The sequence below is a fragment of the Kitasatospora sp. NPDC032757 genome (assembly GCF_055579305.1).
The window spans coordinates 50,773-74,755 of the sequence record NZ_JBVINN010000043.1 but is presented as its reverse complement, the minus strand read 5'-3'; the positions used below and the strand labels follow the sequence as shown (position 1 = coordinate 74,755).

Sequence of the window (23,983 nt, the reverse complement as noted above, 5' to 3'; positions counted from 1 at the left end):
TGGCACGCTGTTGAGTTCTCAAGGAACGGACACTTCCTTCGGACCGCCTTCCAGCGGGCCCTCCGGGCGCTTCGTTCTTTCGTGTTTCAAGCTTATCAGATGTTTTCCGCTCCGTTTTCCGGAGTTTCATTCATCAGATTTACTCTGGCCTTTCGGCGCTCCCAAACCCTAGCAGAGTTTTTCGGGCCGTTTTCCCGCTCCGTTCTCGAATTTCGTTCGAGAACTCCTGCAGGGGCCGTCCCGTGGGGCAACCCGGAGAACATTACGCACCGGGCTGCCCCACGTCAAACCGACCAGCGGGAGGATCAGACCTCGACGACGACCGGCAGGATCATCGGACGGCGGCGGTAGTTGTCAGCCACCCACTTGCCGATGGTCCGGCGGACCAGCTGCTGGACCTGGCGGATCTCCAGGACGCCGTCGCCGGCCGAGCGGTCCAGCGCCTCCTGCAGCTTGGCGGTCACCGGGACGAACGCGTTGTCGTCGATGCCGGAGCCGCGGGCCTGGATGGTCGGGCCGCCCACGATCTTGCCGTTGGTGGAGTCGACCACCACGAAGACCGAGATGAAGCCCTCCTCGCCGAGGATCCTGCGGTCCTTGAGCGACGCCTCGGTGATGTCGCCGACCGACGAGCCGTCGACGTAGACGTAGCCGGCCTGCACCTTGCCGACGATCCGGGCGATGCCGTTCTCGAGGTCGACGCAGACGCCGTCCTCGGCGATGACCGTGCGGTTCTTCGGCACACCGGTCGCGATGCCCAGGTCGGCGGCGGCCCGCAGGTGGCGCCATTCACCGTGGACCGGCATCAGGTTGCGGGGCTTGCAGATGTTGAAGAAGTACAGCAGCTCTCCGGCCGAGGCGTGGCCGGAGACGTGCACCTTGGCATTGCCCTTGTGCACGACCTTGGCGCCCCAGCGGGTCAGGCCGTTGATCACCCGGTAGACGGCGTTCTCGTTGCCCGGGATGAGCGACGACGCCAGGACGACGGTGTCGCCCTCGACGATGCGGATCTGGTGGTCGCGGTTGGCCATCCGGGACAGCGCGGCCATCGGCTCGCCCTGCGAACCGGTGCAGATCAGCACGACCTCCTTGTCCGGCAGGTCGTCCAGCTGCTTGACGTCGACGATCAGGTTGCCCGGGACCTTGAGGTACCCGAGGTCGCGCGCGATGCCCATGTTGCGGACCATCGAGCGGCCGACGAAGGCGACCTTCCTCTTGTACTCGTGCGCGGCGTCCAGCACCTGCTGGATGCGGTGCACGTGGCTGGCGAAGGAGGCGACGATGATGCGCTTGTCGGCGTTCGCGAAGACGTTTCTCAGCGCGGCCGAGATGTCCCGCTCGTGCGGGATGAAGCCGGGGACCTCGGCGTTGGTGGAGTCCACCAGCAGCAGGTCCATGCCCTCCTCGGCCAGCTTGGCGAAGGTCGGCAGGTCGGTCAGGCGGCCGTCGAGCGGCAGCTGGTCCATCTTGAAGTCACCGGTGGCGACGACCATGCCGGCGGGCGTGCGCACGGCGACGGCCAGCGCGTCCGGGATGGAGTGGTTGACCGCGATGAACTGGCAGTCGAAGGGGCCGATCCGCTCGCGGTCGCCCTCCGCGACCTCCAGCACGTACGGCCGGATGCGGTGCTCGGCCAGCTTGGCCTCGATCAGTGCGAGGGTGAGCTTCGAGCCGATCAGCGGGATGTCCGGGTTCTCCCGGAGCAGGTACGGGACGGCGCCGATGTGGTCCTCGTGCCCGTGGGTCAGGACGATGCCGTCGATCTTGTCGAGGCGGTCCCGGATGTAGCTGAAGTCCGGCAGGATCAGGTCGACGCCGGGCTGCTCGTCCTCGGGGAAGAGGACGCCGCAGTCGACGATCAGCATGCGGTCCCCGTACTCGAAGACCGTCATGTTGCGGCCGATCTCGCCGAGGCCGCCGAGCGGAGTGATGCGGAGGGCGCCCTCCTTCAGTGCGGGGGGCGCGCCGAGTTCGGGATGCGGGTGGCTCAAAAGACTCTCCTCACGACGCACGCCATATGCCCGGGGTCCTCCCCCAAGAGACATATGGCGTGCGTACTCAGTGCCGGTTTCCTACTGGGTCGGTGCTCTCGCGCCTTCGTCCGGTTCAGCGGCAGACCTCGGGAGGTCCGGCGAGCCGGGGCGCGCACGTCTGTGTCTGTTACAGGTGTACCCCGCCTGCGGCGAGATCCTTCTTCAATTGCGCGATCTCCTCGGGAGTCGCGCCGACGAGCGGCAGCCGGAGCGGGCCGGCCGGCAGGCCCTGGAGCTCCAGGGCGGCCTTGCTGAGGATGACACCCTGCGTGCGGAACATACCGCTGAAGACCGGGAGCAGGCTCTGGTGGATCGCCGTGGCCTTGGCCACATCGCCGCCCTGGAAGGCGTCGATCATGCTGCGCAGTTCGCCGGCGACCACGTGCCCGACCACGCTGACCACGCCGACGGCTCCGACGGACAGCAGCGGCAGGTTGAGGATGTCGTCCCCGGAGTACCAGGCCAGGCCGGAGCGGGCGATCGCCCAGGCGGCGGCGCCGAGGTCGCCCTTGGCGTCCTTGTTGGCGACGATCCGCGGGTGCTCGCCGAGCCGGACCAGCGTCTCGTGGCTCAGCGCGACGCCGCTGCGGCCGGGGATGTCGTAGAGCATGACCGGCAGGCCGGTGGCGTCGGCGATGTGCGTGGTGTGCCGGTACAGGCCCTCCTGCGGGGGCTTGCTGTAGTACGGCGTGACGACCAGCAGACCGTGCGCTCCGGCGGCCTCGGCCTGGCGGGCCAGCTCGGCGCTGTGGTGCGTGTCGTTGGTGCCGACACCGGCCACCACGTGGGCGCGGTCCCCCACCGCCTCCACCACGGCGCGAACGAGCTCCGCCTTCTCGGCGTCGCTGGTGGTCGGGGATTCGCCGGTGGTTCCGTTGACGACGAGGCCGTCGTTGCCGGAGTCGACGAGGTGTGCGGCGAGGCGCTGGGCGCCCTCGAGGTCGAGCCCGCCGTCAGCGGTGAACGGCGTCACCATCGCGGTCAGGACCCGGCCGAAAGGCGTCTGGGGGGTGGAGGTCGGAGCCATGCGTCCAAAGCTACTCGTAGGCGGTGGGGCGGTACCCAGGCCGGTCCAGGGTTCGGACAGGTGTAGCACGCGGGTGCGGCACGCGGGGCGGCGCAAAGATGGGATTCCGGTGCTGCATGCTCGGGGGTTCAAGCAGCACCGGAATCCGTGTCACGAGCGTAGGGAGCGGCTAGAAAAGCCGCAATCCAGACATCTCAGGCAAGCCGCCCATATGCCTATCACCCCAGGTCAGGGGGCGACTCGGCCGTGCTTCTCGAAGGCCGCATGGGTGAGCGGCATGAGCCGGGCCCACTGCTCCTCCATCTGCTCGGCGACCATCTCGATCTCGCGCTGCGGGAAGGACGGCACGGCGGCGTTCTCCTTCTTGGTCCGCAGCGACAGGAAGTGCATCAGCGAGCGCGCGTTGCAGGTCGCGTACATCGAGGAGAAGAGGCCGACCGGCAGCACGGCCCGGGCCACCTCGCGGGCGACACCGGCCGCCAGCATCTCCTGGTAGCGGCCGTACGCCTCGCGGTAGGCCGCCTCCATCGCCTCGGTGACGGTCTTGTGCTGCTCCGGGGTGCCGTCGAGGAACTCGTAGCGGCCCGGGCGGCCCTCCTGGACCAGCTTGCGGTCCTCGCCGGGCACGTAGAAGACCGGCTCCAGCTGACGGTAGCGGCCGGATTCCTCGTTGTACGACCAGCCGCTGCGGTGCCGGTGGAACTCGCGGAACACGAAGATCGGCGCGCTGATGAAGAAGGTCATCGAGTTGTGCTCGAACGGCGTACCGTGCCGGTCCCGCATCAGGAAGTTGATCAGGCCCTTGGACTTCTCCGGGTCCTGCTGGAGCGCCTCCAGGGACTGCTCCCCCGCCGTCGAGACCCGGGCCGCCCAGATGACGTCCGAGTCGGCGGCGGCGCTGCGGACCAGCTCGACGGTGACGTCGCTGCGGAACTGGGGGGCCGTGGTGTCGTCGGTCACGCGTTACTCCTCGCGGTTTCGGTGGTGCTGGTGGTGCCGGTGGTGCTGTGCAGCCGGATCGCGTGCTGCATGGTCTTGCGGGCGCGCGGGGTGTCGCCGGCGTCGGCGTACGCCACCGCGAGGCGGAAGAAGACCCGCCAGTCGCCCGGGGACTCCTCCGCCTCCGCCCGGCGGCGGGCGAACACCTCGTCGGCCGAGGCCCGGTCGATCCGGCCGCCGGCGGTGCGCCTGAGCTCGTCCACGGGCAGACCGCCCTCGGCCTCGAGCTCGCGGGCGAGCCGCTCGCCGGCCCGGCCGAAGCGGATGGTCTGGCGCAGGAACCAGACGCCGATCAGCGGGATGACGAAGGCGCAGACGCCCATGCCGATGCCGAGCGGCTTGCCGGTGGCGATCAGCTGGACGCCCTCGCCGATGCAGACCAGGGCGACCAGCAGCAGCACGCCGGAGAGGACGAAGAAGCCGGTACGGGACGTCATGACGGGCTCACAGGTCCAGGAAGTGTTCGAGGCCCAGGGTGAGCCCGGGGGCCTCGACGACCTTGCGGACGCCGAGCAGGATGCCCGGCATGAAGCTGCTGTGGTGCAGCGAGTCGTGCCGGATGGTGAGGGTCTCGCCGGTGTCGCCGAACATCACCTGCTGGTGGGCGAGCAGGCCGCGCAGCCGGACGGCGTGCACCGGCACCCCGTCCACGTCGGCGCCGCGGGCGCCCGGCAGGCTGTGGGTGGTCGGGTCCTGCTGCGGCGGCCGGCCGGCCTCGGCACGGGCGGCGGCGATCAGCTGGGCGGTGCGGGTGGCGGTGCCGCTGGGCGCGTCCGCCTTGCGGTCGTGGTGCAGCTCGACCACCTCGACCGACTCGAAGTACTTGGCGGCGGTCTGGGCGAACTTCATGCCGAGCACGGCGCCGATGGAGAAGTTCGGCGCGATCAGCAGGCCCAGCCCGGGTGCCTCGTCCAGCCAGCCGCGGACGGTGGCCAGCCGCTCGTCCGTCCAGCCGGTGGTGCCGGTGACCACGTGGATGCCGTGGTGCAGGCAGTGGTCGAGGTTGGGCATCACCGAGTCGGGGTGGGTCAGCTCGACGACGACCTGCACCCCGGCGTCGGTGAGCTCCTCCAGCTTCGATTCGCGGCCGAGCGTGGCGACCAGCTCCAGGTCCGGGGCGGCCTCGACGGCCTTCACGGCCTCGGAGCCGATCCGGCCCTTGGCGCCGATCACGGCGACACGCAGCGTCATGGCGGAAAGTCCCTTCAGGCCAGCAGGTCGGCGAGCCTGGCGGCCCGCTTGTCGTTGATCGGGCCGATCAGCGCGAGCGACGGCCGGTACGCGCCCAGCACGTCACGGGCCACCGCGTGGACGTCGTCGAGGGTCACGGCCGCTATCTTCGCCAGCATCTCGTCCACCGAGAGGTGGTGGCCGTAGCTGAGCTCGGCCTTGCCGATGCGGTTCATCAGCGAGCCGGTGTCCTCCATGCCGAGCACGGTGGAGCCGGAGATCTGGCCGATGGCCCGCCGCAGCTCCTCCTCGGTGATGCCGTCGGCGACCACCTTGGCGAGCTCGTCGCGGCAGATCCGCAGCACCTCCTCGACCCGCTTGGGCTGGCAGCCCGCGTAGATGCCGAACAGGCCGCTGTCCGCGTACGACGAGGAGTACGAGTACACCGAGTAGGCCAGGCCGCGCTTCTCCCGGACCTCCTGGAACAGCCGGGAGCTCATCCCGCCGCCGAGGGCCGCGTTGAGCACGCCCATCGCCCAGCGGCGCTCGTCGTGCCGGGGCACGCCGGGCACGCCCAACACCAGGTGGGCCTGCTCGGTGGAGCGGTTGAGCACCTCGACCCGGCCGGCCGTGCGCAGCGCCTTGACGCCGCGGCGGGCCACCGCCGGGGCCGCCTGCGACTTGGCGAGCAGCGGCGCGAAGGCCTGCTCGACCTGCTTGACGACCTTGCGGTGGTCCAGGTTGCCGGCTGCCGCGACCACCAGGTGCTCGGGCTTGTAGCGCCGGTGGAAGAAGCCGGCGATCTGGTCCCGGGTGAGGGCCTGGACGGTCTCCTGGGTGCCGAGGATCGGGCGGCCGAGCGGACCGCTGCCGAAGATCACCTTGGCGAAGAGGTCGTGCACCACGTCGCCCGGGTCGTCCTCGGCCATCGCCATCTCCTCGAGGATGACGCCGCGTTCGGCCTCGACGTCCTCGGGGCGGATCAGCGAGCCGGTGAGCATGTCGCAGACCACGTCGATGGCCAGCGGCAGGTCGGTGTCCAGCACGCGGGCGTAGTAGCAGGTGTTCTCCTTCGCGGTGAAGGCGTTCATCTCGCCGCCGACCGCGTCCAGGGCCGCCGAGATGTCCAGCGCGCTGCGCCGCTCGGTGCCCTTGAAGAGCAGGTGCTCCAGATAGTGGGTCGCCCCGTTGAGCTGCGGGGTCTCGTCGCGCGAGCCGACGCCGACCCAGATGCCGAAGGTGGCGGAGCGCACCGTCGGCAGGGTCTCGGTGACGACCCGCAGGCCGCCGGGGAGCACGGTGCGGCGCACCGTGCCGGCGCCGTCCGCGCCCTTGAGCAGGGTCCGGGTGGAGCCGGGGCGCTGCGTCGCCGCCGAGGCCTGGGCCACGGGGGTACCTCCGTAGAAAGCATGGGGGAACAACGGGATGCGGCCCGCACGCCGACGGGGGCGTGCGGGCCGCGACCGCGTTTACTGAAGGGGGAGGCTAGCGGCGCTTCACTCGGAAGCGGCCTCGCCACCCTCCTCGCCCTCGACGACCGGGATCAGGGAGAGCTTGCCGCGCGGGTCGATCTCGGCGATCTCGACCTGGACCTTGGCGCCGACAGCGAGGACGTCCTCGACGTTCTCGACGCGCTTGCCACCGGCCAGCTTGCGGATCTGCGAGATGTGCAGCAGGCCGTCCTTGCCCGGCATGAGCGAGACGAACGCGCCGAACGTCGTGGTCTTCACCACGGTGCCCAGGTAGCGCTCGCCGACCTCCGGCATGGTCGGGTTGGCGATCTGGTTGATCGTCGTACGGGCAGCCTCCGCCGAGGGACCGTCGACCGCACCGATGTAGATGGTGCCGTCGTCCTCGATGGTGATGTCCGCGCCGGTGTCCTCCTGGATCTGGTTGATCATCTTGCCCTTGGGGCCGATGACCTCACCGATCTTGTCCACCGGGATCTTGATGGTGATGATGCGCGGCGCGTTCGGCGACATCTCGTCGGGCGCGTCGATGGCCTCGTTCATCACGTCGAGGATGTGCAGACGGGCGTCCTTGGCCTGCTTCAGCGCGGCGGCCAGCACCGACGCCGGGATGCCGTTGAGCTTGGTGTCCAGCTGCAGCGCGGTGATGAAGTTGCGGGTACCGGCGACCTTGAAGTCCATGTCGCCGTACGCGTCCTCGGCACCCAGGATGTCGGTCAGCGCGACGTAGTGGGTCTCACCGTCGATCTCCTGCGAGATCAGGCCCATGGCGATACCGGCGACGGCGGCCTTCAGCGGCACACCGGCGTTCAGCAGCGACATGGTGGAGGCGCAGACCGAGCCCATCGAGGTGGAGCCGTTGGAGCTCAGCGCCTCGGAGACCTGGCGGATCGCGTAGGGGAACTCCTCGCGGGTCGGCAGCACGGGCAGGATCGCCCGCTCCGCCAGCGCGCCGTGGCCGATCTCGCGGCGCTTGGGCGAGCCCACGCGGCCGGTCTCGCCGACCGAGTACGGCGGGAAGTTGTAGTTGTGCATGTAGCGGCGACGCGTCTCCGGGGAGAGCGTGTCGAGCTGCTGCTCCATGCGCAGCATGTTCAGCGTGGTGACACCCAGGATCTGGGTCTCGCCGCGCTCGAACAGGGCCGAGCCGTGGACGCGCGGGATGGCCTCGACCTCGGCGGCCAGGGTGCGGATGTCGGTGACACCGCGGCCGTCGATGCGGACCTTGTCCTTGATGACGCGCTCGCGCACGACCTTCTTGGTCAGCGCGTTGTACGCGGCGCTGATCTCCTTCTCGCGACCCTCGAACTCCGGGAGGAGCTTCTCGGCGGCGATCGCCTTGACGCGGTCCAGCTCGTTGTTGCGCTCCTGCTTGCCCGGGATGGTGAGAGCCTGGGCCAGCTCGTCCTTGACCGCGGCGGTCAGGGCGGCGAGCACGTCGTCCTGGTAGTCCAGGAAGACCGGGAACTCGCCGGTCGGCTTGGCGGCCTGGGCGGCCAGCTGCGCCTGGGCGGCGCAGAGCACCTTGATGAACGGCTTGGCGGCGTCCAGACCGGCGGCGACGACGTCCTCGGTCGGGGCCTCGGCGCCGTCGGCGACCAGCTTGATGGTCTTGGTGGTGGCCTCGGCCTCGACCATCATGATCGCGACATCGCCGTCCGGCAGCACGCGGCCGGCGACGACCATGTCGAAGACGGCGTCCTCGAGCTCGCTGTGGGTCGGGAAGGCCACCCACTGGCCCTTGATCAGCGCGACGCGGACGCCGCCGATCGGGCCGGAGAACGGCAGGCCCGCCAGCTGGGTGGAGGCGGAGGCGGCGTTGATGGCCACCACGTCGTACAGGTGGTCCGGGTTGAGCGCCATCACGGTGACGACGACCTGGACCTCGTTGCGCAGGCCCTTGACGAAGGACGGACGCAGCGGGCGGTCGATCAGGCGGCAGGTGAGGATGGCGTCCTCGGAGGGCCGGCCCTCGCGACGGAAGAACGAGCCGGGGATGCGGCCCGCGGCGTACATCCGCTCCTCGACGTCCACGGTCAGCGGGAAGAAGTCGAAGTGCTCCTTCGGCTGCTTGGACGCGCTGGTGGCCGACAGCACCATGGTGTCGTCGTCCAGGTAGGCCACGGCGGAGCCGGCGGCCTGACGGGCCAGACGGCCGGTCTCGAAGCGGATGGTACGGGTGCCGAAGGAACCGTTGTCGATAACGGCCTCGGCGTAGAACACGTTCTCTTCCACCTGGAAGATCTCCTCTTTCGTACGTCTCCGGGAGAGCGTCCCCGCGCATCGCCTGCCGGTGGCCCGGGGCCCTCTTTCACAGAGGAAGGCAGTCCGGGCCGGTCTTCGATCGAAGCCTCCGGTGGGCCCCGCTCGGTCTGCGGGGCTTCCGGCGGCCACTACCGAGGACCGGCGCCTCTCGGCTGCCAGGCCTGGACGGGCGGTCCGCGTCTGGACGCTCTCTCGGATGCGGGCGGCTTCCGTTTGAAGCCTTCGTCCCGCGGGGGGTTGGGGTCTTTCCGCCTGGGTGGCGCGGTGTGGCGCCATCACCCGGCATGCCCACAACCCTACGGTGCAATCCTCGGCCACCTGGGGAGGTGCGCGCGAGTTGTTATGCGCGGTTGTCGTGCCCGGGACGCCATGCGTCACCGGCCGCGGCATACGCGCGAGGGGCGGCTCCCCGGTGTGGGGAGCCGCCCCGAGCGGCGGTCTTAGCGGGCGCCACCGGCGGCACCGCGGCGGATGCCCAGGCGGTCGACGAGCGTACGGAAGCGCTCGATGTCCTTCTTGGCCAGGTACTGCAGCAGGCGGCGACGCTGGCCGACCAGGATCAGCAGGCCACGACGCGAGTGGTGGTCGTGCTTGTGGGCCTTCAGGTGCTCGGTCAGGTCCGAGATGCGTCGGGAGAGCATGGCCACCTGGACCTCGGGGGAGCCGGTGTCGCCCTCCTTCTGGCCGAACTCGGCGATGATCTGCTTCTTGACGTCAGAGGCGAGAGCCACTGCAACTCCTTCGGGGTGATACCGAGCGGTCCTGGTCTACGGCACAGGACTCTGTGAGAACTCGGTGTCGTCTGCGAGCGCGGCCGGCGGCCTGCGACCCGCGCGGGGCGGACACACTGGTGCACTCGAAAGGCAAGCGTACCAGTGCCGTCCGTCCGGCCTGCCGCCGGGCCGGTCAGCCGGTGATGCCGCCGCGGACCAGGCTGTAGATGTCGAGCACGCCGAGCGCCAGCGGGACGAGGGCGATCAGGGTGAGGCTGTCGACCAGGTCCAGGATGCGCCCCCAGAACGGGGAGACGCCGAGCCGCGGCACCACCAGGGCGATCGCGGTGAGGATCGCGGCGCCGAACGCGATCGAGGCGGCCAGCCAGATGGTGCGCAGGTCGACCTGGGTCGTGCTGGAGGCCTTCAGGATGAACAGCGGGGTGTGCAGCGAGAGGCCGACGATCAGCAGCGACAGGCCGAGCAGGCCCGCGATGGTGAGGCTGAAGACCTGCGCGGTGTAGCGGAACAGCCGGGCGCGCAGCATGGTGGCGATGCCGAGGGTCAGCGCGAGCAGCTCGGGGAAGAGCTCGTCGGTGAAGCCGAGCACGGCGCAGGCCCCGACGATCACCGCGGCGCAGCCGCCGACCAGGCCGACCAGCACCTCGTGGCCGCGGCGGGCCTGGTGGGCGATCCGCTCGTACTGGACGGCCTCGGCGCGGCCGGCCTCCTCGTCGTAGTCGCGGCTGCGGGTACGGGCCTGGCCGGGGGCGCTGAAGCCGACGGGCAGCCGGGCGAAGCGGGCCGAGAGACCGGGCAGGAAGCCGATCACGGCGGTGGCGGCGACGCCGGTGACGGCGGCGATGTGGCTGGCCGGGGTGCCGGGCAGCAGCACGGCGGCGAAGGTGGCGAGCGCGCCGGAGGCGGCCATGAAGGCGGCGGCGACGAACAGCGAGTCCTTCTCGGGCAGCAGGCCCACCAGCAGCACGGCGACGATCAGGGCGGCGACGCAGCCGGTGAGGAACTGGAGCCGGCCCGGGCCGTCCCACGCGTGGGCGGGGGCGATGATGCCGCTGCCGCCGATCATGGCGTGCGGCAGTGCGCCGAGGCCGAGCGCGAGGGCGGCCCAGGCGTCCTGGTAGACCCGGGCGCGGACGCCGGCCAGGGCCGTCAGCATCACGGCGGTGACGCCGGAGAGGATGCCGGGCAGGCCGTGCATGTCGTGGCGCAGGTCGGAGAACCAGAGCGCGAAGCCGAGCAGGGTGAGCAGCACGCCGGCGCCGATCAGGCCGAAGGCCCTCATCAGCTCGGGGCTCCAGAACCGGCGGTCGGCCTCGACGGCGCTGGCGATGGCGTCGGCCACGTCGTCGTAGACGGCCGGCGGCAGCGACTCGGCGAAGGGACGCAGGCTCAGCAGGTCGCCGTCGCGGACCTGCTGGGCGGCGAGCGGCAACCCGCTGTCGAGCACGGTGCCGTCGCGGCGGACGAGGTGGAAGCCGGTCGGGGCACCGTCCGGCTGGGTCTGGCCGGACAGGCGCAGCACCTCGGGGTAGACGTCCGCGAGCGGAACGTCCTCGGGCAGGGCGACGTCGATCCGGCTGTCCGGGGCGACGACGGTGACCCGGCAGAAACCGGTCGTGGCGGAGGTACTCATGCCCCTACCTCGCTGACACCGATCACTCGACGCACTGGGCGCTCCCCCTTGTAGACAGTGCCGCTCTGCCGGCGGCGGTCGGTCTGGCTGCTGCGCGGCGCCGGCCGGGCGGAACTGTCTCGATCCGGCCATGAGTTGGCGCGGCGTTACCCTACCCGCTCCGTTCGTGCCTGCCGATGCGCAGGGGTGAGGGGCGGGGCCGGTGCGGGTCGCGGAGGTGCCGCGGGCCCGGGCTGAGCAGCCGGACAGGCGCCCAGTAGGATCGGCCCCTGCGCAAGGCGACGGGGGCAGGGGCCGCGTTCCTCCCCGGGTCTGCCTGCGGTCGGCGGAGCGGGGGCGGCGTCACACGGGGCGCCCTCACCCGTACGTATCCAGTTGCGTGAGGGCTGATGCCGAAGTGATTGAGCGAGCCGTTCAAGGCCGTGGGGTGTGGTGCGCACATGAGTGACCGGAGCATGGGGGTCCCCCCGGCCGGAGGCCGGGGGAGAGTCATCGGAAGGTGCGTGTCCCGTCAGGCGACCGCCGGGCGCAGCGAGGTGGGCGCATGAGCGTGATCACGGTCAAGCGACCCGCGCGGGCCTATCCGCCGGCGGTGCCGGACGAGCCGGTCGAGTTGGTCACCCCGCCGGAGCTGCCGAGGTCGGGCGGCGAGGACTGGATGATGAGCCTCCTGCCGATGCTCGGCATGGGCGGCTCGGCGGTGTTCTTCTTCTCGCCCGGCGCGCAGGCCCCGATGAAGATCATGGGCGGTCTGATGATCGTCTCGACGGTCGGCATGGCGCTGGCCCAGATCGTGCGGGCGCGCAAGGGCGGTTCGACCGCCACCGCCGACGAGCGCCGCGACTACCTGAAGTACCTGCAGCAGATGCGCCGCCAGGTCCGCCGGACCGCCGAGCGCCAGCGCGGCGCGCAGCTGTTCCTGAACCCGGAGCCGGACCAGCTCTGGTCGATCGTCGCGGACGGCCGCCGGTTGTGGGAACGCCGCACCGGGGACGCCGACTTCGCGCAGATCCGGGTCGGCCGCGGGCCGGTGCAGCTGTCGACGCCGCTGGTGGCGCCGCAGACGGCGCCGATGGAGGAGCTGGAACCGCTCTCCGCGGCGGCGATGCACACCTTCCTCAAGGCTCACGGCACCCTGCAGGACCTGCCGTTGGCGGTCTCGCTGCGCGCCTTCTACCACATCACCGTGTGCGGGGACCCGGACACCGTGTACGGCAACGTGCGGGCGATGATCTCCCAGTTGACGACGCTGCACTCGCCGGACGACCTGCTGGTGACGGTGGCCGCGGCGCCGGGTGCGGCGGAGGAGTGGGAGTGGACCAAGTGGCTCCCGCACAACCAGCACCGCAAGGAGAGCGACGGCGCGGGTTCGCGCCGGCTGATCGCGACCGGCCTCGGTGAGCTGGAGTTCCTGCTCCAGGACGAACTGGCGGGCCGCCAGCGGTTCGTGCGGGACGCGGCGCCGTCCTCGGACCAGCCGCACATCATCGTCGTCATGGACGGCGCTTCGGTGCCGCACGACTCGCTGCTGGCCGGCGCGGAGGGCGTCCAGGGCGTGACCATCGTCGAGGTGGTCCCGGGCGACCTGGACGAGCCGACCGGCCACCTGATCGTGACGGTGACGCCGGACGAGCTGGTGCTCCGCTCGGCGTCGGGCGCGACCTACTCCGGCAAGCCGGACACCCTCTCGACCTGGCAGTCCGAGGCGCTGGCCCGGCAGTTGGCGCCGTACCGGATCTCGGCCGGAGGTGACGACGAGCCGCTGCTGTCCAACCTGGACTTCACCGACCTGATGAACTCGGGCGACCCGGGCTCCTTCGAGGTGTCGCGCAGCTGGCGCACGCGGGCGCAGCACGAGAAGCTGCGGGTGCCGATCGGGGTCGGGGCCGGGGGCGAGCACGTCTACCTGGACATCAAGGAGGCCGCGCTGGAGGGCATGGGCCCGCACGGCCTGTGCGTCGGCGCGACCGGCTCCGGCAAGTCGGAGCTGCTGCGCACCCTGGTGCTGGGCCTGGCGATGACGCACTCCTCGGAGACGCTGAACTTCGTCCTGGCGGACTTCAAGGGTGGCGCGACCTTCTCCGGCATGGCGGACATGCCGCACACCTCCGCGGTGATCACCAACCTGGAGGGCGAGCTCACCCTGGTCGACCGCATGCGCGACGCGATCGACGGTGAGATGGTGCGCCGCCAGGAGCTGCTGCGTTCGGCCGGCAACTACGCCAACGTGAACGAGTACGAGCGGGCCCGTGCGGCGGGTGCGGCGCTGGACCCGCTGCCGTCGCTGGTACTGATCATCGACGAGTTCTCCGAGCTGCTCACCGCGAAGCCGGACTTCATCGACATGTTCATCCAGATCGGCCGGATCGGCCGTTCGCTGGGTGTGCACCTGCTGCTGGCCTCGCAGCGCCTGGAGGAGGGCAAGCTGCGCGGTCTGGACACCTACCTCTCGTACCGGATCGGTCTGCGCACCTTCTCGGCGGCCGAGTCGCGGGCGGCGATCGGTGTGCCGGACGCGTACCACCTGCCGCCGGTGCCGGGTGTCGGGTACCTGAAGTTCGGCACCGACGTGATGGATCGGTTCAAGGCCGCGTACGTCTCGGGCCCGTACCGCGCGCCCGGGCAGCAGCGGTCGACCGGCGGCCGGCTGGTGACGGCGCAGCCCGTGCTGTTCTCGGCGGCCGAGGTGCCGGTGGTGGAGCCGCTGGTGCAGGAGGTCGAGCCGGAGGTCGAGGAGCAGGACGACGCGCTGGTCGACACCGTGCTGGACGTGTTCGTGCAGCGGATGGTGGGCCAGGGCCCGGCCGCGCACCAGGTGTGGCTGCCGCCGCTGGACGATCCGCCGAGCATGGACGAGCTGATGCTGCCGCTGCAGGCGACGGCGGAGCGCGGGCTGACCTCGCCCGGGTCCGCCGGCCTGGGCCGGCTGAAGGTGCCGGTCGGCATCGTGGACCGGCCCCGCGAGCAGAAGCGCGACGTGCTGGAGCACGACTACTCGGGTGCGGGCGGCCACGGTCTGGTGGTGGGTGGTCCGCTGTCGGGCAAGTCGACGATGATCCGCACCACGGTGGCCGCGTTCGCGCTCACCCACACCCCGCTGGAGGCGCAGTTCTACCTGCTGGACTTCGGCGGTGGCGGTTTCCAGTCGCTCCAGGACCTGCCGCACGTCGGCGGGGTGGCCGGGCGGCTGGACGCCGAGAAGGTGCGCCGGATGATCAGCGAGGTGCACGGGGTGCTGAACCGGCGCGAGGAGCTGTTCCGGCAGACCGGGATCGACTCGATCGCGACGTACCGGGCCCGCCGGGCGGCCGGCCAGCTGCCGGACGAGCAGTTCGGCGACGTCTTCTTGGTCGTCGACGGCTGGAACACCTTCAAGCAGGAGTTCGAGATGCTGGAGGGCGTGATCGGGGACATCGCCCAGCGCGGCCTCGGCTACGGCGTCCACCTGATCGTCACGGCGACCCGGTACGCGGAGGTCCGCCCGGCCCTCAAGGACCTGCTGCAGAACCGGACCGAGCTGAAGCTCGGTGACTCGATGGAGTCCGAGGTGGACCGCCGGGTGGCGCAGAACGTGCCGGCCAGTCCCGGGCGCGGCATCACCTCGGAGCGGATGCACTTCCTGACGGGCCTGCCCCGACTGGACGGCTCCCGCTCGGTGGACGACCTGCAGCAGGGCGTGGCCGGTCTGGTGGCGGCGGTCAACGCGGCCTGGACGGGCCCGCGCGCCCCGCAGGTCCGGATGCTGCCGACGGTGCTGGACGGGTTCGCGCTGCCGAAGGGCTTCGAGTACCCGGAGCGCGGCGTCGCGTTCGGCGTGGACGAGCTGGAGCTGGCGCCGGCGTTCGTCAACTTCGAGACCGACCCGCTGTTCATCGTCTTCGGTGACACCGAGTCCGGTAAGTCGGCGCTGCTGCGGCTGCTGGTCAAGCAGATCACCGAGCGGTACACCCCGGACCAGGCCGGCATCGTGGTCGGCGACTACCGCCGCGCGCTGCTCGGCGCGGTGCCGCAGGAGTACCTGGTGGAGTACGCGGCCGCGCAGCCGACCATGACCAGCATCGTGGAGATGCTGCGCGGGGCCTGTTCGCGCCGTCTGCCGGGCCCGGACGTGACCGCCGAGCAGCTGCGCAACCGCAGCTGGTACAGCGGCAAGGACATGTTCGTGATCGTGGACGACTACGAGCTGGTCGCGACGAGTTCGGGCAACCCGCTGGCGCCGCTGGCCGAGTTCCTGCCGTTCGCCCGCGACATCGGCCTGCGCGTGATCATCGCGCGCAGCGCGGGTGGCGCGGGGCGGTCGCTGTACGAGCCGGTGATGCAGCGGATGCGCGAGCTGGGCGGCCAGGGCGTAATCCTGTCCGGCAACAAGGACGAGGGTGCGCTGCTGGGGACGGTCAAGCCGCAGCCGCTGCCGCCGGGCCGCGGGGTGTTCGTCTCGCGCCGGGTGACCAGCGGGCAGATGGTCCAGACGGGCTGGCTGCCGTCGGCATAGTATGCGCGGCCGCCATCGGCGGTGGTCACGGAAAGTGATCGAAGGGGTCGGGTTCCCAGGAGCCCGGCCCCTTTCGCGTCCCGGGTGCCGAAACGTTACCTAGATCTTTCCGGCGTGCCGCTGCGGTTCCCGCACCCCGCCGGACGAAGGCCGGGCGACGGAAGGCCGCCTGGCGAGTCACCCTCCCGACCGGCAGCAGCCTTTGAATGAGAAGCGCAATGCTCAGTTCGCCTTGGATTCAAGCGTGATTCGAGCAAGGTAACAAGTCGGACATACGTGATAATGACCGCGCGTGATCACTGGATCGCATGTTTATGCCTTCCTTCGCAACGGATTCCGAAGCAATTCCGGCATTGACGTGCTCAATACGCCCAAGGTTCCATGGCGGCCCGGGAGCGTCAGGACCAAGACCCAGAGCAGCCAGCCAGCGGAGGCGATACCGCTCCCTCTCCAGGACCGCTCAGAGCCGATCGGAAGCCACATGACCGACACGCTTCGCCCGCCACACGCCGTAGCCCCCGCTGCGGCCGCCGACGGCGCCGCCTCTCCCCAGACGCTCAAGCGCTCGATCGGCGTCGTGGGCGGCACGCTGCTCACGCTGTCCTGCGTCACCCCGGCCTCCACGCTCTTCGTGATCGTCCCGGAACTGTTCTCCAGCATCGGCAGCGCCACCGCGCTGGCCATCGCCATCGGCTCGGTGCTCTGCATCGCCGTCGCCTTCTGTTACTCCGAGCTCGGCACCCTGATCCCCAGCGCCGGCGGCGAGTACGCGATGGTCGGCACCCTGGCCGGACGACTCGCCGGCTGGCTGGTCTTCGTGCTCTCGCTGATCGTGGTGATGATCGTCCCCTCGGTCATCGCCCTCGGCACGGCCGACTACCTCGCACCGGTGCTGCACGTCGACAAGCCGATCGCGGGCGCCGCGGTCATGCTCGCCGCCACCCTGGCCGGCCTGCTGGACCTGCGGGCCAACGCCTGGATCACCGGCATCTTCCTCGTGCTGGAGGTCATCGCCGCCGGTGTCGTCTCGGTGCTCGGCTTCGCCCACGCCAACGGCAACGCGCCCAGCATGCTGCACGGCGTGGTCGCCGGTGACGGCGGCGCCGCCACCACGGTGAGCATCGGCGCCATCATCGGCGCGCTCGGGATCGCGCTCTTCATCACCCAGGGCTTCTCCACCGCGGTCTACCTCTCCGAGGAGCTGGAGAACCCGCGCCGCAACGTGTCGCGGACGGTGCTCTGGACGCTGGCCATCTCGGCCGCCGTCATCCTGATCCCGGTCGCCGCCATCACCATGGGCGCCCCCGACCTGGAGACCCTGAGCTCCGGCGACATCTCCGGCATGGTCACCACCTGGAGCAACTCCGCCGTCGGCACCTTCATCAGCCTCTGCGTCGCGCTGGCCATCATCAACGCCGGCATCGTCATGGTCATCCAGAACTCGCGGGTGCTGTTCGCCTCCGCCCGCGACAAGGCCTGGCCGGAGCCGGTCAACAAGGCCTTCTCCACCCTGGGCCGGTTCGGCTCCCCGTGGGTCGCCACCCTGGCCGTGGGCCTGCCCGGCGCCGCGCTCTGCTTCGTCAAGGGCGAGCTGCTGAGCGAGATCACCGGCGTCGCCGTCACCGGGATGTACCTGCTGGTCGCGGTCGCCGCACTGCTCTCGCGCCGCAACCACCACAAGCACGCCGCCGCCTGGCGGATGCCGCTCTGGCCGGCCATCCCGGCCGTCCTGATCGTGGTGCTGGTCTACGTCATCACACAGCTGGACACGGTGCCACTGCTCTGGACCGGCGGCATCACCGCCGTCGCCACCCTCTACTGGCTGTTCTACCTGCGCCCCCGGCAGGCCACCCGCTGGGTGATCACCCTCCCCGAGGACCAGCAGGCCTGAGAACGGCCCGTCAGGACCCCCACCCCTCCCCCACACGGCAGTGCCCCGGGCTCCCCGGGGCACTGCCGTTCTCCGTGCGAGGCCCTACTTCGCGGCCTGCCACAGCGGGCTGCCGGCGATCGCCGTCAGCTGGTCGAGGGTGAGCAGCGGCTTGCCGGTCGGACCCTGGGCGACCAGGACGCGCAGGTTGCCCGGACGCAGGACGTCGGCCATCGGCGTGCCCTTGGAGTCGGCCGTCCCCGGGCCGTAGAGCTTGAGCCTGCTCCCGTCGGGCAGCGCGGTCGAGCCGTCGAACAGCTGCTCCGTCGACTGGTCCGGCACCAGCTTCTGCACCCGCAGGACCAGGGATCCGGTGGCCGCCCCCTGGGCCAGCTGGACGTCGGCGAAGACCTCGTTGCCGGTGATCTTGGTCACCGTCACCCCGGCGGGCAGCAGCTTGGCCAGGATCGCCTGACGGTCCTCCAGGGTCAGGCCGGTGTCCTGCGCCGCGTGGTCGACCCCGTCGTACTGGACCGCCGCGACGATCCGGTCCCAGGACTTGTCGGTGACCACGGCCTTCAGCTGGTCCAGGGTGAACGGCGGGTTCGGACGGCTGTCCGGCGCGCCCTTCTCCTGCGGCGCGTTCCACTCGCTCAGCATGATCTCCCGGCCGTCCGGGCCGGTCAGCGTCGCGTACCACTCCTTGGTGTCGGCGCGGTTGTCCGAGTACTCGTAGCCCTGACTGAGGACGAGCTGGGAGCCGTCCGGCAGGGTGGTGGCGGTGCAGGAGTCGACCCGGGCGAGCTTGAGGTCCGTCGGGCAGGTGTGCGGCTGCGACTGGCCCTTGCGGTGCTTCTGGATCCCGATCTGCACCAGCGACCTGCCGTGGCCGTCGTCGAAGACCAGGTCCGCCCCGGCGAGGGTGCCCGCGGCCGGGCCGTCCCCGGTGCCGCGCCCCTTGCCGTCGGACACCTGGCCCTTGGGCAGCAGTGCCTGAAGGGTGGCGAGCACCTCGTCGCCGCTGATCACGGCCTTGGAGGCGGAGGCCGACGGCGCCTGGGCGGTGGGCGCGGCGCCCGAGCCGCCCGCGGCGCCGCTGCCCGAGGCGGCCGCGGTGAGTGCCGTCCCGCTCCCGGTGCCGTCGGCACTGCCGGAGAGGTACACCGCGCCCGTCCCGACCAGGGCCAGGGCGGCCGCGCCGCTCACCACGGCGGCGGCCGAACGGCGGCGCCAGCGACGGCGCCCGCGGGCCAGGCCGGCGGTGACCAGTGGGGCCTGCTCGGCACGGAAGCCCTCCCCGGTACGGGTCATGGCGTAGAGAAGATCGTCTTCGAACTTGTCCTGTTCGGACATGCGTGATCACCGTTTCCTTCGGTCACGGGATGGGTCGATGGGCGGGGTGTTTGCACGCGGCGGGCAGGGAATCCGACGGGCGGCGGACCCGGTGCGCGGCAGGCCCGGTGCGCGGCGGACGCCCGGCGTCCGCGGGCCGCGGGCTCAGTGGGCCGCGAGCTCGGCGAGCGAGTCGCCGAGCAGGGTGCGCAGCCGGCCCAGGGCACGGTTGCTCCGGGTGCGGACCGCGCCCGAGGAGGCGCGCATCACCTCGGCCGTCTCCTCGACGCTGCGGTCCTCCCAGTAGCGCAGCACCAGCACGGCCCGGTCCTTGGCGGGCAGCCGGCCGAGCGCGTCGAGCAGGGTCAGCCGCAGTGTGCTGTCCGCCTCGCGGCCCTCGGGCTCGGGCAGCTCGCCGGTGGGCCGCTCGCCGCTGGAGCGGCGGCGCTGCTGGGCGAGGAAGGTGCGCACCATCACGGTGTGGGCGTACGCCCCGGGGTTGTCGATGCGGTGCCGTCCGCCGGTCCACGCACTGCGGCGCCACAGCACGTACATCCGGCTGAGGGCCTCCTGGACGAGGTCCTCGGCGTGGTGGGTGTCGCCGCTGGTGAGCAGGCAGGCGGAACGGTAGAGGTGCCCGGTTCGGCTCGACACGAGTTCCAGGAACTCCGCGTCCTTGCTCTCACGTATGGCACCGATCCGCCCCATCCCCCGCGCCCCCTGCTCTCGTCGTCGACATCTCTTGGATGCGGCGGGCAGGGCCGGATGTTACAGACGGGCCGGAAAGTCTCCGGTTCAGTTCGAGGGGCGGCGGCGGTGGTCGCGCAGCACGATGCCGCCGCCGACGAGGAGCGCGACGAGCAGGGCGCCGATGCCCAGCACGTAGGTCGCGGTGCGCCCGTCGCGGTCGGCCTGGGTCTCGCCGAGGCCGACCGGCTGCGGCACGATCGGGGCGGCGGCCAGCTCGACCGGCGGGTCCTCCCGGGCGGCCTCCGGCGCCACCTCGGGCGCCTTGGTGACGGCCTTGACCGGGTCGACCACGCCCCAGCCGACGTACTCGTTGGCCTTGCGGTCGGTGCGCTGCGCGGTCTGCTCGATCCAGGCGCGGACCTGCCGCGCCTTCCACTTCGGGTGGGCGCCGACCAGCAGCGCCGCCAGACCGGAGACGTAGGGCGCTGCGAAGCTGGTGCCGTTGTCCACGCACTGGCCGCCGTGGGGAACGGTGGAGAGCATGTCGACGCCGGGCGCGGCGACGTCGACGAAGTCGCCGTACTGGGAGAAGGGGGCGCGCTCGTTGTTGCGGTCGGAGGCGCCGACGGCGAGCACGGTGGGGAACGCCGCCGGGTAGGTGTCGCCCTCCTTGCCGTCGTTGCCGGTGGAGGCGACCACCACGACGTCCTTGGCCTCGGCGGCGTCGATCGCGGCCTTCAGCTCGGGGTAGCCGGCGAAGCCGGCGTCGCCGGCTCCGCGCACGTCCTGGGAGATGTTGATGACCTTGGCGCCCTGCTGGACCGCCTGGCTGATCGCGGCGGCCAGGGTGTGGACGTCCCCGCTGCCCTCCGCGTCGTTCTGGCGGATCGACAGGATGCGGGCGCTCGGGGCGAGCCCGACGAAACCGGTCACGTCGCTGCGGGCGGCGGCGGCGACGATGCCGGCCACCTTGGTGCCGTGGCCGACCGGGTCGACCTTGCCCCCGCCCTCGGGCTTCTGCCCGTCCTTCTCCTTCAGCAGCGAGCCGCCGTCGACGACCTTGTCGGCGAGCTGCGGGTTGGTGTCGTCCACCCCGGTGTCGATGACGGCGACGGTCACGCCCGCGCCGGTGGTCCGGCCGCCCTGCCAGAGCTCGTCGAGCACCATGCGCTGGAGCGACCACGGGACGGCCATCACGTTCTGGGCGGACTTGGAGCAGTCACCGGCGGCGGCGAGGCCGGGGCCGTCCGCGTGCGCCGGGGCGGCCAGCGGGCCGCCGAGCACCGCGAGCGCCGCCGCCGTCGCGGCCGCCTTCCGGTACCTGACTACGGACACCCTGCCACCCCTCATGTCTTCCACCCCGTGGTTGCGCGTCAGGGGCGGGTGCCCGGTACCGGGCACCCGCCCCTTCGGCGGAGTCACTCATGCCCCCGACGGGGGCTCAGGCTCCGTCAGGTCCAGAGCTTCTTGTTGCTGTTCTCGGTGTTGTTGTAGCTCTCCGCCGCCTGGTCCAGAGCGGTGGCGATCTTCGCCAGCGTCTCCTGCAGGTGGGCGGCGCGCTGGTCCCACTGCGTCTGGTGGGCGCGGTAGCCCTCCTGCGCAGCACCCTGCCAGCTCTGGGCGATCTTGTTGACGCCGCTCTTGAGCTCGTCGAGCTGGTTCTTGATCGTGTTGGCGGTGTTGCGAACCTGAGTACCGGCACCTCGCACGGTCTCGAAGTTCACCAGAATCTGGCCGTCGGACACAGTGTCTCCTTGTCGAGATGGCGACGTCGACCCTCAGCCGGGGACGTCGATGACTGACCTGGCAGAAAGCAGGGATCAGGCCTTGAACGCGGTCTGCTGGTCCGCGTCGGTCTGCGAGTACTGCTTGGTCGTGATCTCGATCGCGCCCTTGATGGCCCGCAGCGACTCGTTCAGCTTGGCCGCGTCCTGGTTGAACTCGGTCTGGAGGTTGCCGTAGGCCGCAGCCGCCTGGCCCTTCCAGCCGCCCTTGACCGAGTCGACCAGCGCGTTGAGGCTCTTGATCTCGCCGTCAATCTTGCCGATGACCTCGTCCATGTGCTTGGCGAAAGCCAGCATCTCCTGAGCGGTCGTCGTGAACTGACCCATGCTCTACCGTCCCCCATGAGACAGACATTGTGTCCGGGCAGCCGTTTCCGGCCACTCCGCGCATCACGGTGTGATGTCCTGCAGAACTGTAGTCGGCACACGCAGCCGACCCAACACCGGGCAACTGCTAGTTACGAGACCATGACACTGGGACCAATTCCTTTACCGGACAGGGACGGTCAGGCGTTCTGCTGCTGCGCCGCGCTCTTGGAGTTGAGCGCCGGACCGGCCGGCACCAGGTTCGACCACTGCTGCGGCACCGGTACGGGCTGAAGTCCCTGGTAGCCGAGCCGGGCCTGGTTCCCGCCGGTCTCCTCCTGCTGCGGCGGCGCGGCCGGGTCGGTGGGCTGGGCCGACGGGGCCTTGGTGGCGCTGGGGCTCGGCTGCCCGGGCGGCGCCGTCGCCGAACCGCCCTTGCCACCGGTGCTGTTGGCCGGCACCGCGTAGCGCAGACCGGTCTCGGTGATCAGGTAGTCGCTGCCGGAGCCGTCCACGCCGCTGTCCAGCGCCCGGTAGAACAGGCCCAGACCGGGCGTCACATGGGCCGAGACGGCCGCGCCGGTACCGGACTTCACCGGGTAGTCGGGGCCCGCCCAGACGCTGCGACGGGGGGTCTTGCCGTCCTCCGCCACGCCGTCGAAGGTGCTGCAGAGCACCATCTTCGCGTCCTTCTGCGCCTGCCAGTTGTTGGCGGGCGCACCGGTCCTGCTGGGCCAGTCCTTGCCGCCCTCCCCCATCAGCGGCGCGTCGCTCTTGAGCGCGGCGTGCTCCGCCGGCGTGATGTCGTCGATCCGGGGGTTCTTGTTCGCGTCCTGGTTGTACAGCGGCTGCAGCGCCGGGTTCTGACGGATCAACTCGGCCTGGAACTGGGTGATCAGGTACAGCTTGTCCTTGCCCACCACGTAGTACCGGTCGCCGGCCTTGACCAGCCGGCCGACCTTGCGGTCCTCCGCGTTCTGCAGCGCCACCGAGGAGTTGGGGGCCTTGGCGTCCGGGACCAGCCCGTCGATCTTCGGGAAGACGATGTCGCTGCCGTTCGACAGGGTGTCCAGCCACTCCTTCTTGACCGGCTGGGAGGTCGCGGTCGTCCCGAAGATGGCACCCATCAGCTGCGTCTTGGTGTCGTCCGGGTCGTTCGGCGCGATGGCGTGCTTGCGGCCCTTCGCGTCGATCAGGAACAGCTTCAGCTTGCTCTGGCCGGCCGCCGGCTGGCCCGCGCCGGGCTGCACGGTCACCTGCTGGTCGTCCTTCTGCTCCACCAGCAGCGACTGGTCGACGTCGAGCACCCGGTCCTTGGCCTCCAGCGCCTTGGCGTCGGCGCCGCCCGCCACGAACACCGCCTGGTTGACGGTCGCCTGCTTGTCGTCCGAGCCGGGGCGGTCACAGACCGACCACTTCATCGCCCTGCTGACGTTGTCCTTGGTCGGCAGCTTGTCCGGCGCGTACGGGATGCCGATCGTCGGGCCGTGGTTGGGGTACTTGTCGAGCACGTCGTCGGCGACCACCACCACCTTGGCGTCGGCCGCCAGCACCAGCCGCGCCGAGGCCATGTTGAGCACCTGGTGCAGCCGCTTGGTCTTGCCGTCAGGGTCCTTCAGCACCACGTAGCGGGTGGTGCTCTGCTTGCCCTGGATGATGTTCTTGCCGTCGTCCCAGCCCACCGGCGCGCTCGGCTTGAACACGCCCCAGAGCCCGAACCCGCCGACCACCAGCGCACCCACCACCACACTCGGCAGGATCGCCTTGACCGGACGCGGCGCGTCCTCGTCACTGCCCCCGCCGCCGGGCAGCAGAAATGCCCCGACTGTGCGCTTGCGGGCGAACGTGTAGGCGTTCAGCTCGTCCCGGCGTGATGCCATCCTCGTCGTCTCCCCTGTCCGACCGACCTGCCCCGTGAGTCCGCACCCGCCGGGCGAGAGCGACCTCGAACCCTCTACGATGCGGCAGCAGACGGTGAGTACGGTACGGGTACGGTTCGCGAACCGGCCAACCGGGCCGCGACAACTGATCAGAGAGGGCCACTCGGGGGATGCCAAGCCAGACCGCTCAAGGGCGCCGCAGCACGGCACAGGGCAGGGGGTCGCGCCGGTCCGGCCGGCGGGCACAGCACGACCCGGGCTCCGCCTCCGCGCCCCTGCCCACGCCCGCCGGCGGGCCC

The 23,983-nt window shown here is 70.8% G+C and carries 17 protein-coding genes; 2 read left to right on the top strand and 15 right to left on the bottom strand.

All coding sequences use genetic code 11. The annotated features are described in order from the left end of the window. Window positions 1-305: 305 nt before the first annotated feature. The 9 genes from ACZ5WK_RS33220 to eccD all read right to left on the bottom strand — a co-directional run bounded on the left by ACZ5WK_RS33220 (window position 306) and on the right by eccD (window position 11,330). The gene (locus ACZ5WK_RS33220) at window positions 306-1,991 is read right to left on the bottom strand and encodes a ribonuclease J (protein WP_465553098.1); all 1,686 of its coding nucleotides are present in this window, start codon (window positions 1,989-1,991) and stop codon (window positions 306-308) included. Between the two features lie 169 nt (window positions 1,992-2,160). Next, window positions 2,161-3,060 (bottom strand): 4-hydroxy-tetrahydrodipicolinate synthase, encoded by a 900-nt coding sequence (gene dapA, locus ACZ5WK_RS33215; protein ID WP_396326064.1) that lies wholly within the window; start codon window positions 3,058-3,060, stop codon window positions 2,161-2,163. A 228-nt stretch (window positions 3,061-3,288) separates the two neighbouring features. Then, a complete protein-coding gene (gene thyX / locus ACZ5WK_RS33210) occupies window positions 3,289-4,020 on the bottom strand; it encodes an FAD-dependent thymidylate synthase (protein ID WP_396326065.1) in 732 nt (243 codons plus the stop codon). Next, on the bottom strand, window positions 4,017-4,496 hold the full coding sequence (locus tag ACZ5WK_RS33205; RefSeq protein WP_465553096.1) for a hypothetical protein: 480 nt from the start codon (window positions 4,494-4,496) through the stop codon (window positions 4,017-4,019). Before ACZ5WK_RS33205 ends, thyX begins: the two co-directional genes overlap by 4 nt. Before the next feature lie 7 nt (window positions 4,497-4,503). Then, on the bottom strand, window positions 4,504-5,250 hold the full coding sequence (gene dapB / locus ACZ5WK_RS33200; protein WP_465553094.1) for a 4-hydroxy-tetrahydrodipicolinate reductase: 747 nt from the start codon (window positions 5,248-5,250) through the stop codon (window positions 4,504-4,506). Between the two features lie 14 nt (window positions 5,251-5,264). Then, the gene (locus ACZ5WK_RS33195) at window positions 5,265-6,617 is read right to left on the bottom strand and encodes a M16 family metallopeptidase (RefSeq protein WP_396326068.1); all 1,353 of its coding nucleotides are present in this window, start codon (window positions 6,615-6,617) and stop codon (window positions 5,265-5,267) included. Window positions 6,618-6,725: 108 nt separating this feature from the next. Continuing rightward, a complete protein-coding gene (locus ACZ5WK_RS33190; protein ID WP_465553091.1) occupies window positions 6,726-8,933 on the bottom strand; it encodes a polyribonucleotide nucleotidyltransferase in 2,208 nt (735 codons plus the stop codon). Between the two features lie 470 nt (window positions 8,934-9,403). Continuing rightward, the gene (gene rpsO / locus ACZ5WK_RS33185; protein WP_148645116.1) at window positions 9,404-9,694 is read right to left on the bottom strand and encodes a 30S ribosomal protein S15; all 291 of its coding nucleotides are present in this window, start codon (window positions 9,692-9,694) and stop codon (window positions 9,404-9,406) included. A gap of 175 nt (window positions 9,695-9,869) precedes the next feature. Further along, window positions 9,870-11,330: a type VII secretion integral membrane protein EccD gene (gene eccD / locus ACZ5WK_RS33180; RefSeq protein WP_465553089.1), complete on the bottom strand. Its 1,461-nt coding sequence runs from the start codon at window positions 11,328-11,330 to the stop codon at window positions 9,870-9,872. Between the two features lie 544 nt (window positions 11,331-11,874). Between eccD and eccCa the strand changes: the two genes are divergently transcribed. Beyond that, complete coding sequence (gene eccCa, locus ACZ5WK_RS33175) at window positions 11,875-15,822, top strand: type VII secretion protein EccCa (protein ID WP_465553087.1); 3,948 nt, start codon at window positions 11,875-11,877, stop codon at window positions 15,820-15,822. Between the two features lie 481 nt (window positions 15,823-16,303). Beyond that, window positions 16,304-17,713 (top strand): APC family permease, encoded by a 1,410-nt coding sequence (locus ACZ5WK_RS33170; protein WP_465553085.1) that lies wholly within the window; start codon window positions 16,304-16,306, stop codon window positions 17,711-17,713. Window positions 17,714-17,797: 84 nt separating this feature from the next. On the opposite strand, the gene ACZ5WK_RS33165 is transcribed toward ACZ5WK_RS33170, so the two are convergent. From ACZ5WK_RS33165 to eccB, 6 genes are all read right to left on the bottom strand, one after another. Then, complete coding sequence (locus tag ACZ5WK_RS33165) at window positions 17,798-19,045, bottom strand: hypothetical protein (RefSeq protein ID WP_465553083.1); 1,248 nt, start codon at window positions 19,043-19,045, stop codon at window positions 17,798-17,800. Window positions 19,046-19,189: 144 nt separating this feature from the next. After that, window positions 19,190-19,732: a SigE family RNA polymerase sigma factor gene (locus ACZ5WK_RS33160; protein ID WP_465553081.1), complete on the bottom strand. Its 543-nt coding sequence runs from the start codon at window positions 19,730-19,732 to the stop codon at window positions 19,190-19,192. Window positions 19,733-19,819: 87 nt separating this feature from the next. Beyond that, complete coding sequence (gene mycP / locus ACZ5WK_RS33155) at window positions 19,820-21,049, bottom strand: type VII secretion-associated serine protease mycosin (protein WP_465553079.1); 1,230 nt, start codon at window positions 21,047-21,049, stop codon at window positions 19,820-19,822. A gap of 116 nt (window positions 21,050-21,165) precedes the next feature. After that, window positions 21,166-21,459 (bottom strand): WXG100 family type VII secretion target, encoded by a 294-nt coding sequence (locus tag ACZ5WK_RS33150; protein ID WP_465553077.1) that lies wholly within the window; start codon window positions 21,457-21,459, stop codon window positions 21,166-21,168. 75 nt (window positions 21,460-21,534) lie between these two features. Then, the gene (locus tag ACZ5WK_RS33145; protein ID WP_396325588.1) at window positions 21,535-21,825 is read right to left on the bottom strand and encodes a WXG100 family type VII secretion target; all 291 of its coding nucleotides are present in this window, start codon (window positions 21,823-21,825) and stop codon (window positions 21,535-21,537) included. A 179-nt stretch (window positions 21,826-22,004) separates the two neighbouring features. Continuing rightward, window positions 22,005-23,684 carry a type VII secretion protein EccB gene (eccB, locus tag ACZ5WK_RS33140; RefSeq protein ID WP_465553074.1) on the bottom strand — a complete coding sequence of 560 codons (1,680 nt, stop codon included), beginning with the start codon at window positions 23,682-23,684 and terminating at the stop codon, window positions 22,005-22,007. Window positions 23,685-23,983 lie beyond the last annotated feature (299 nt).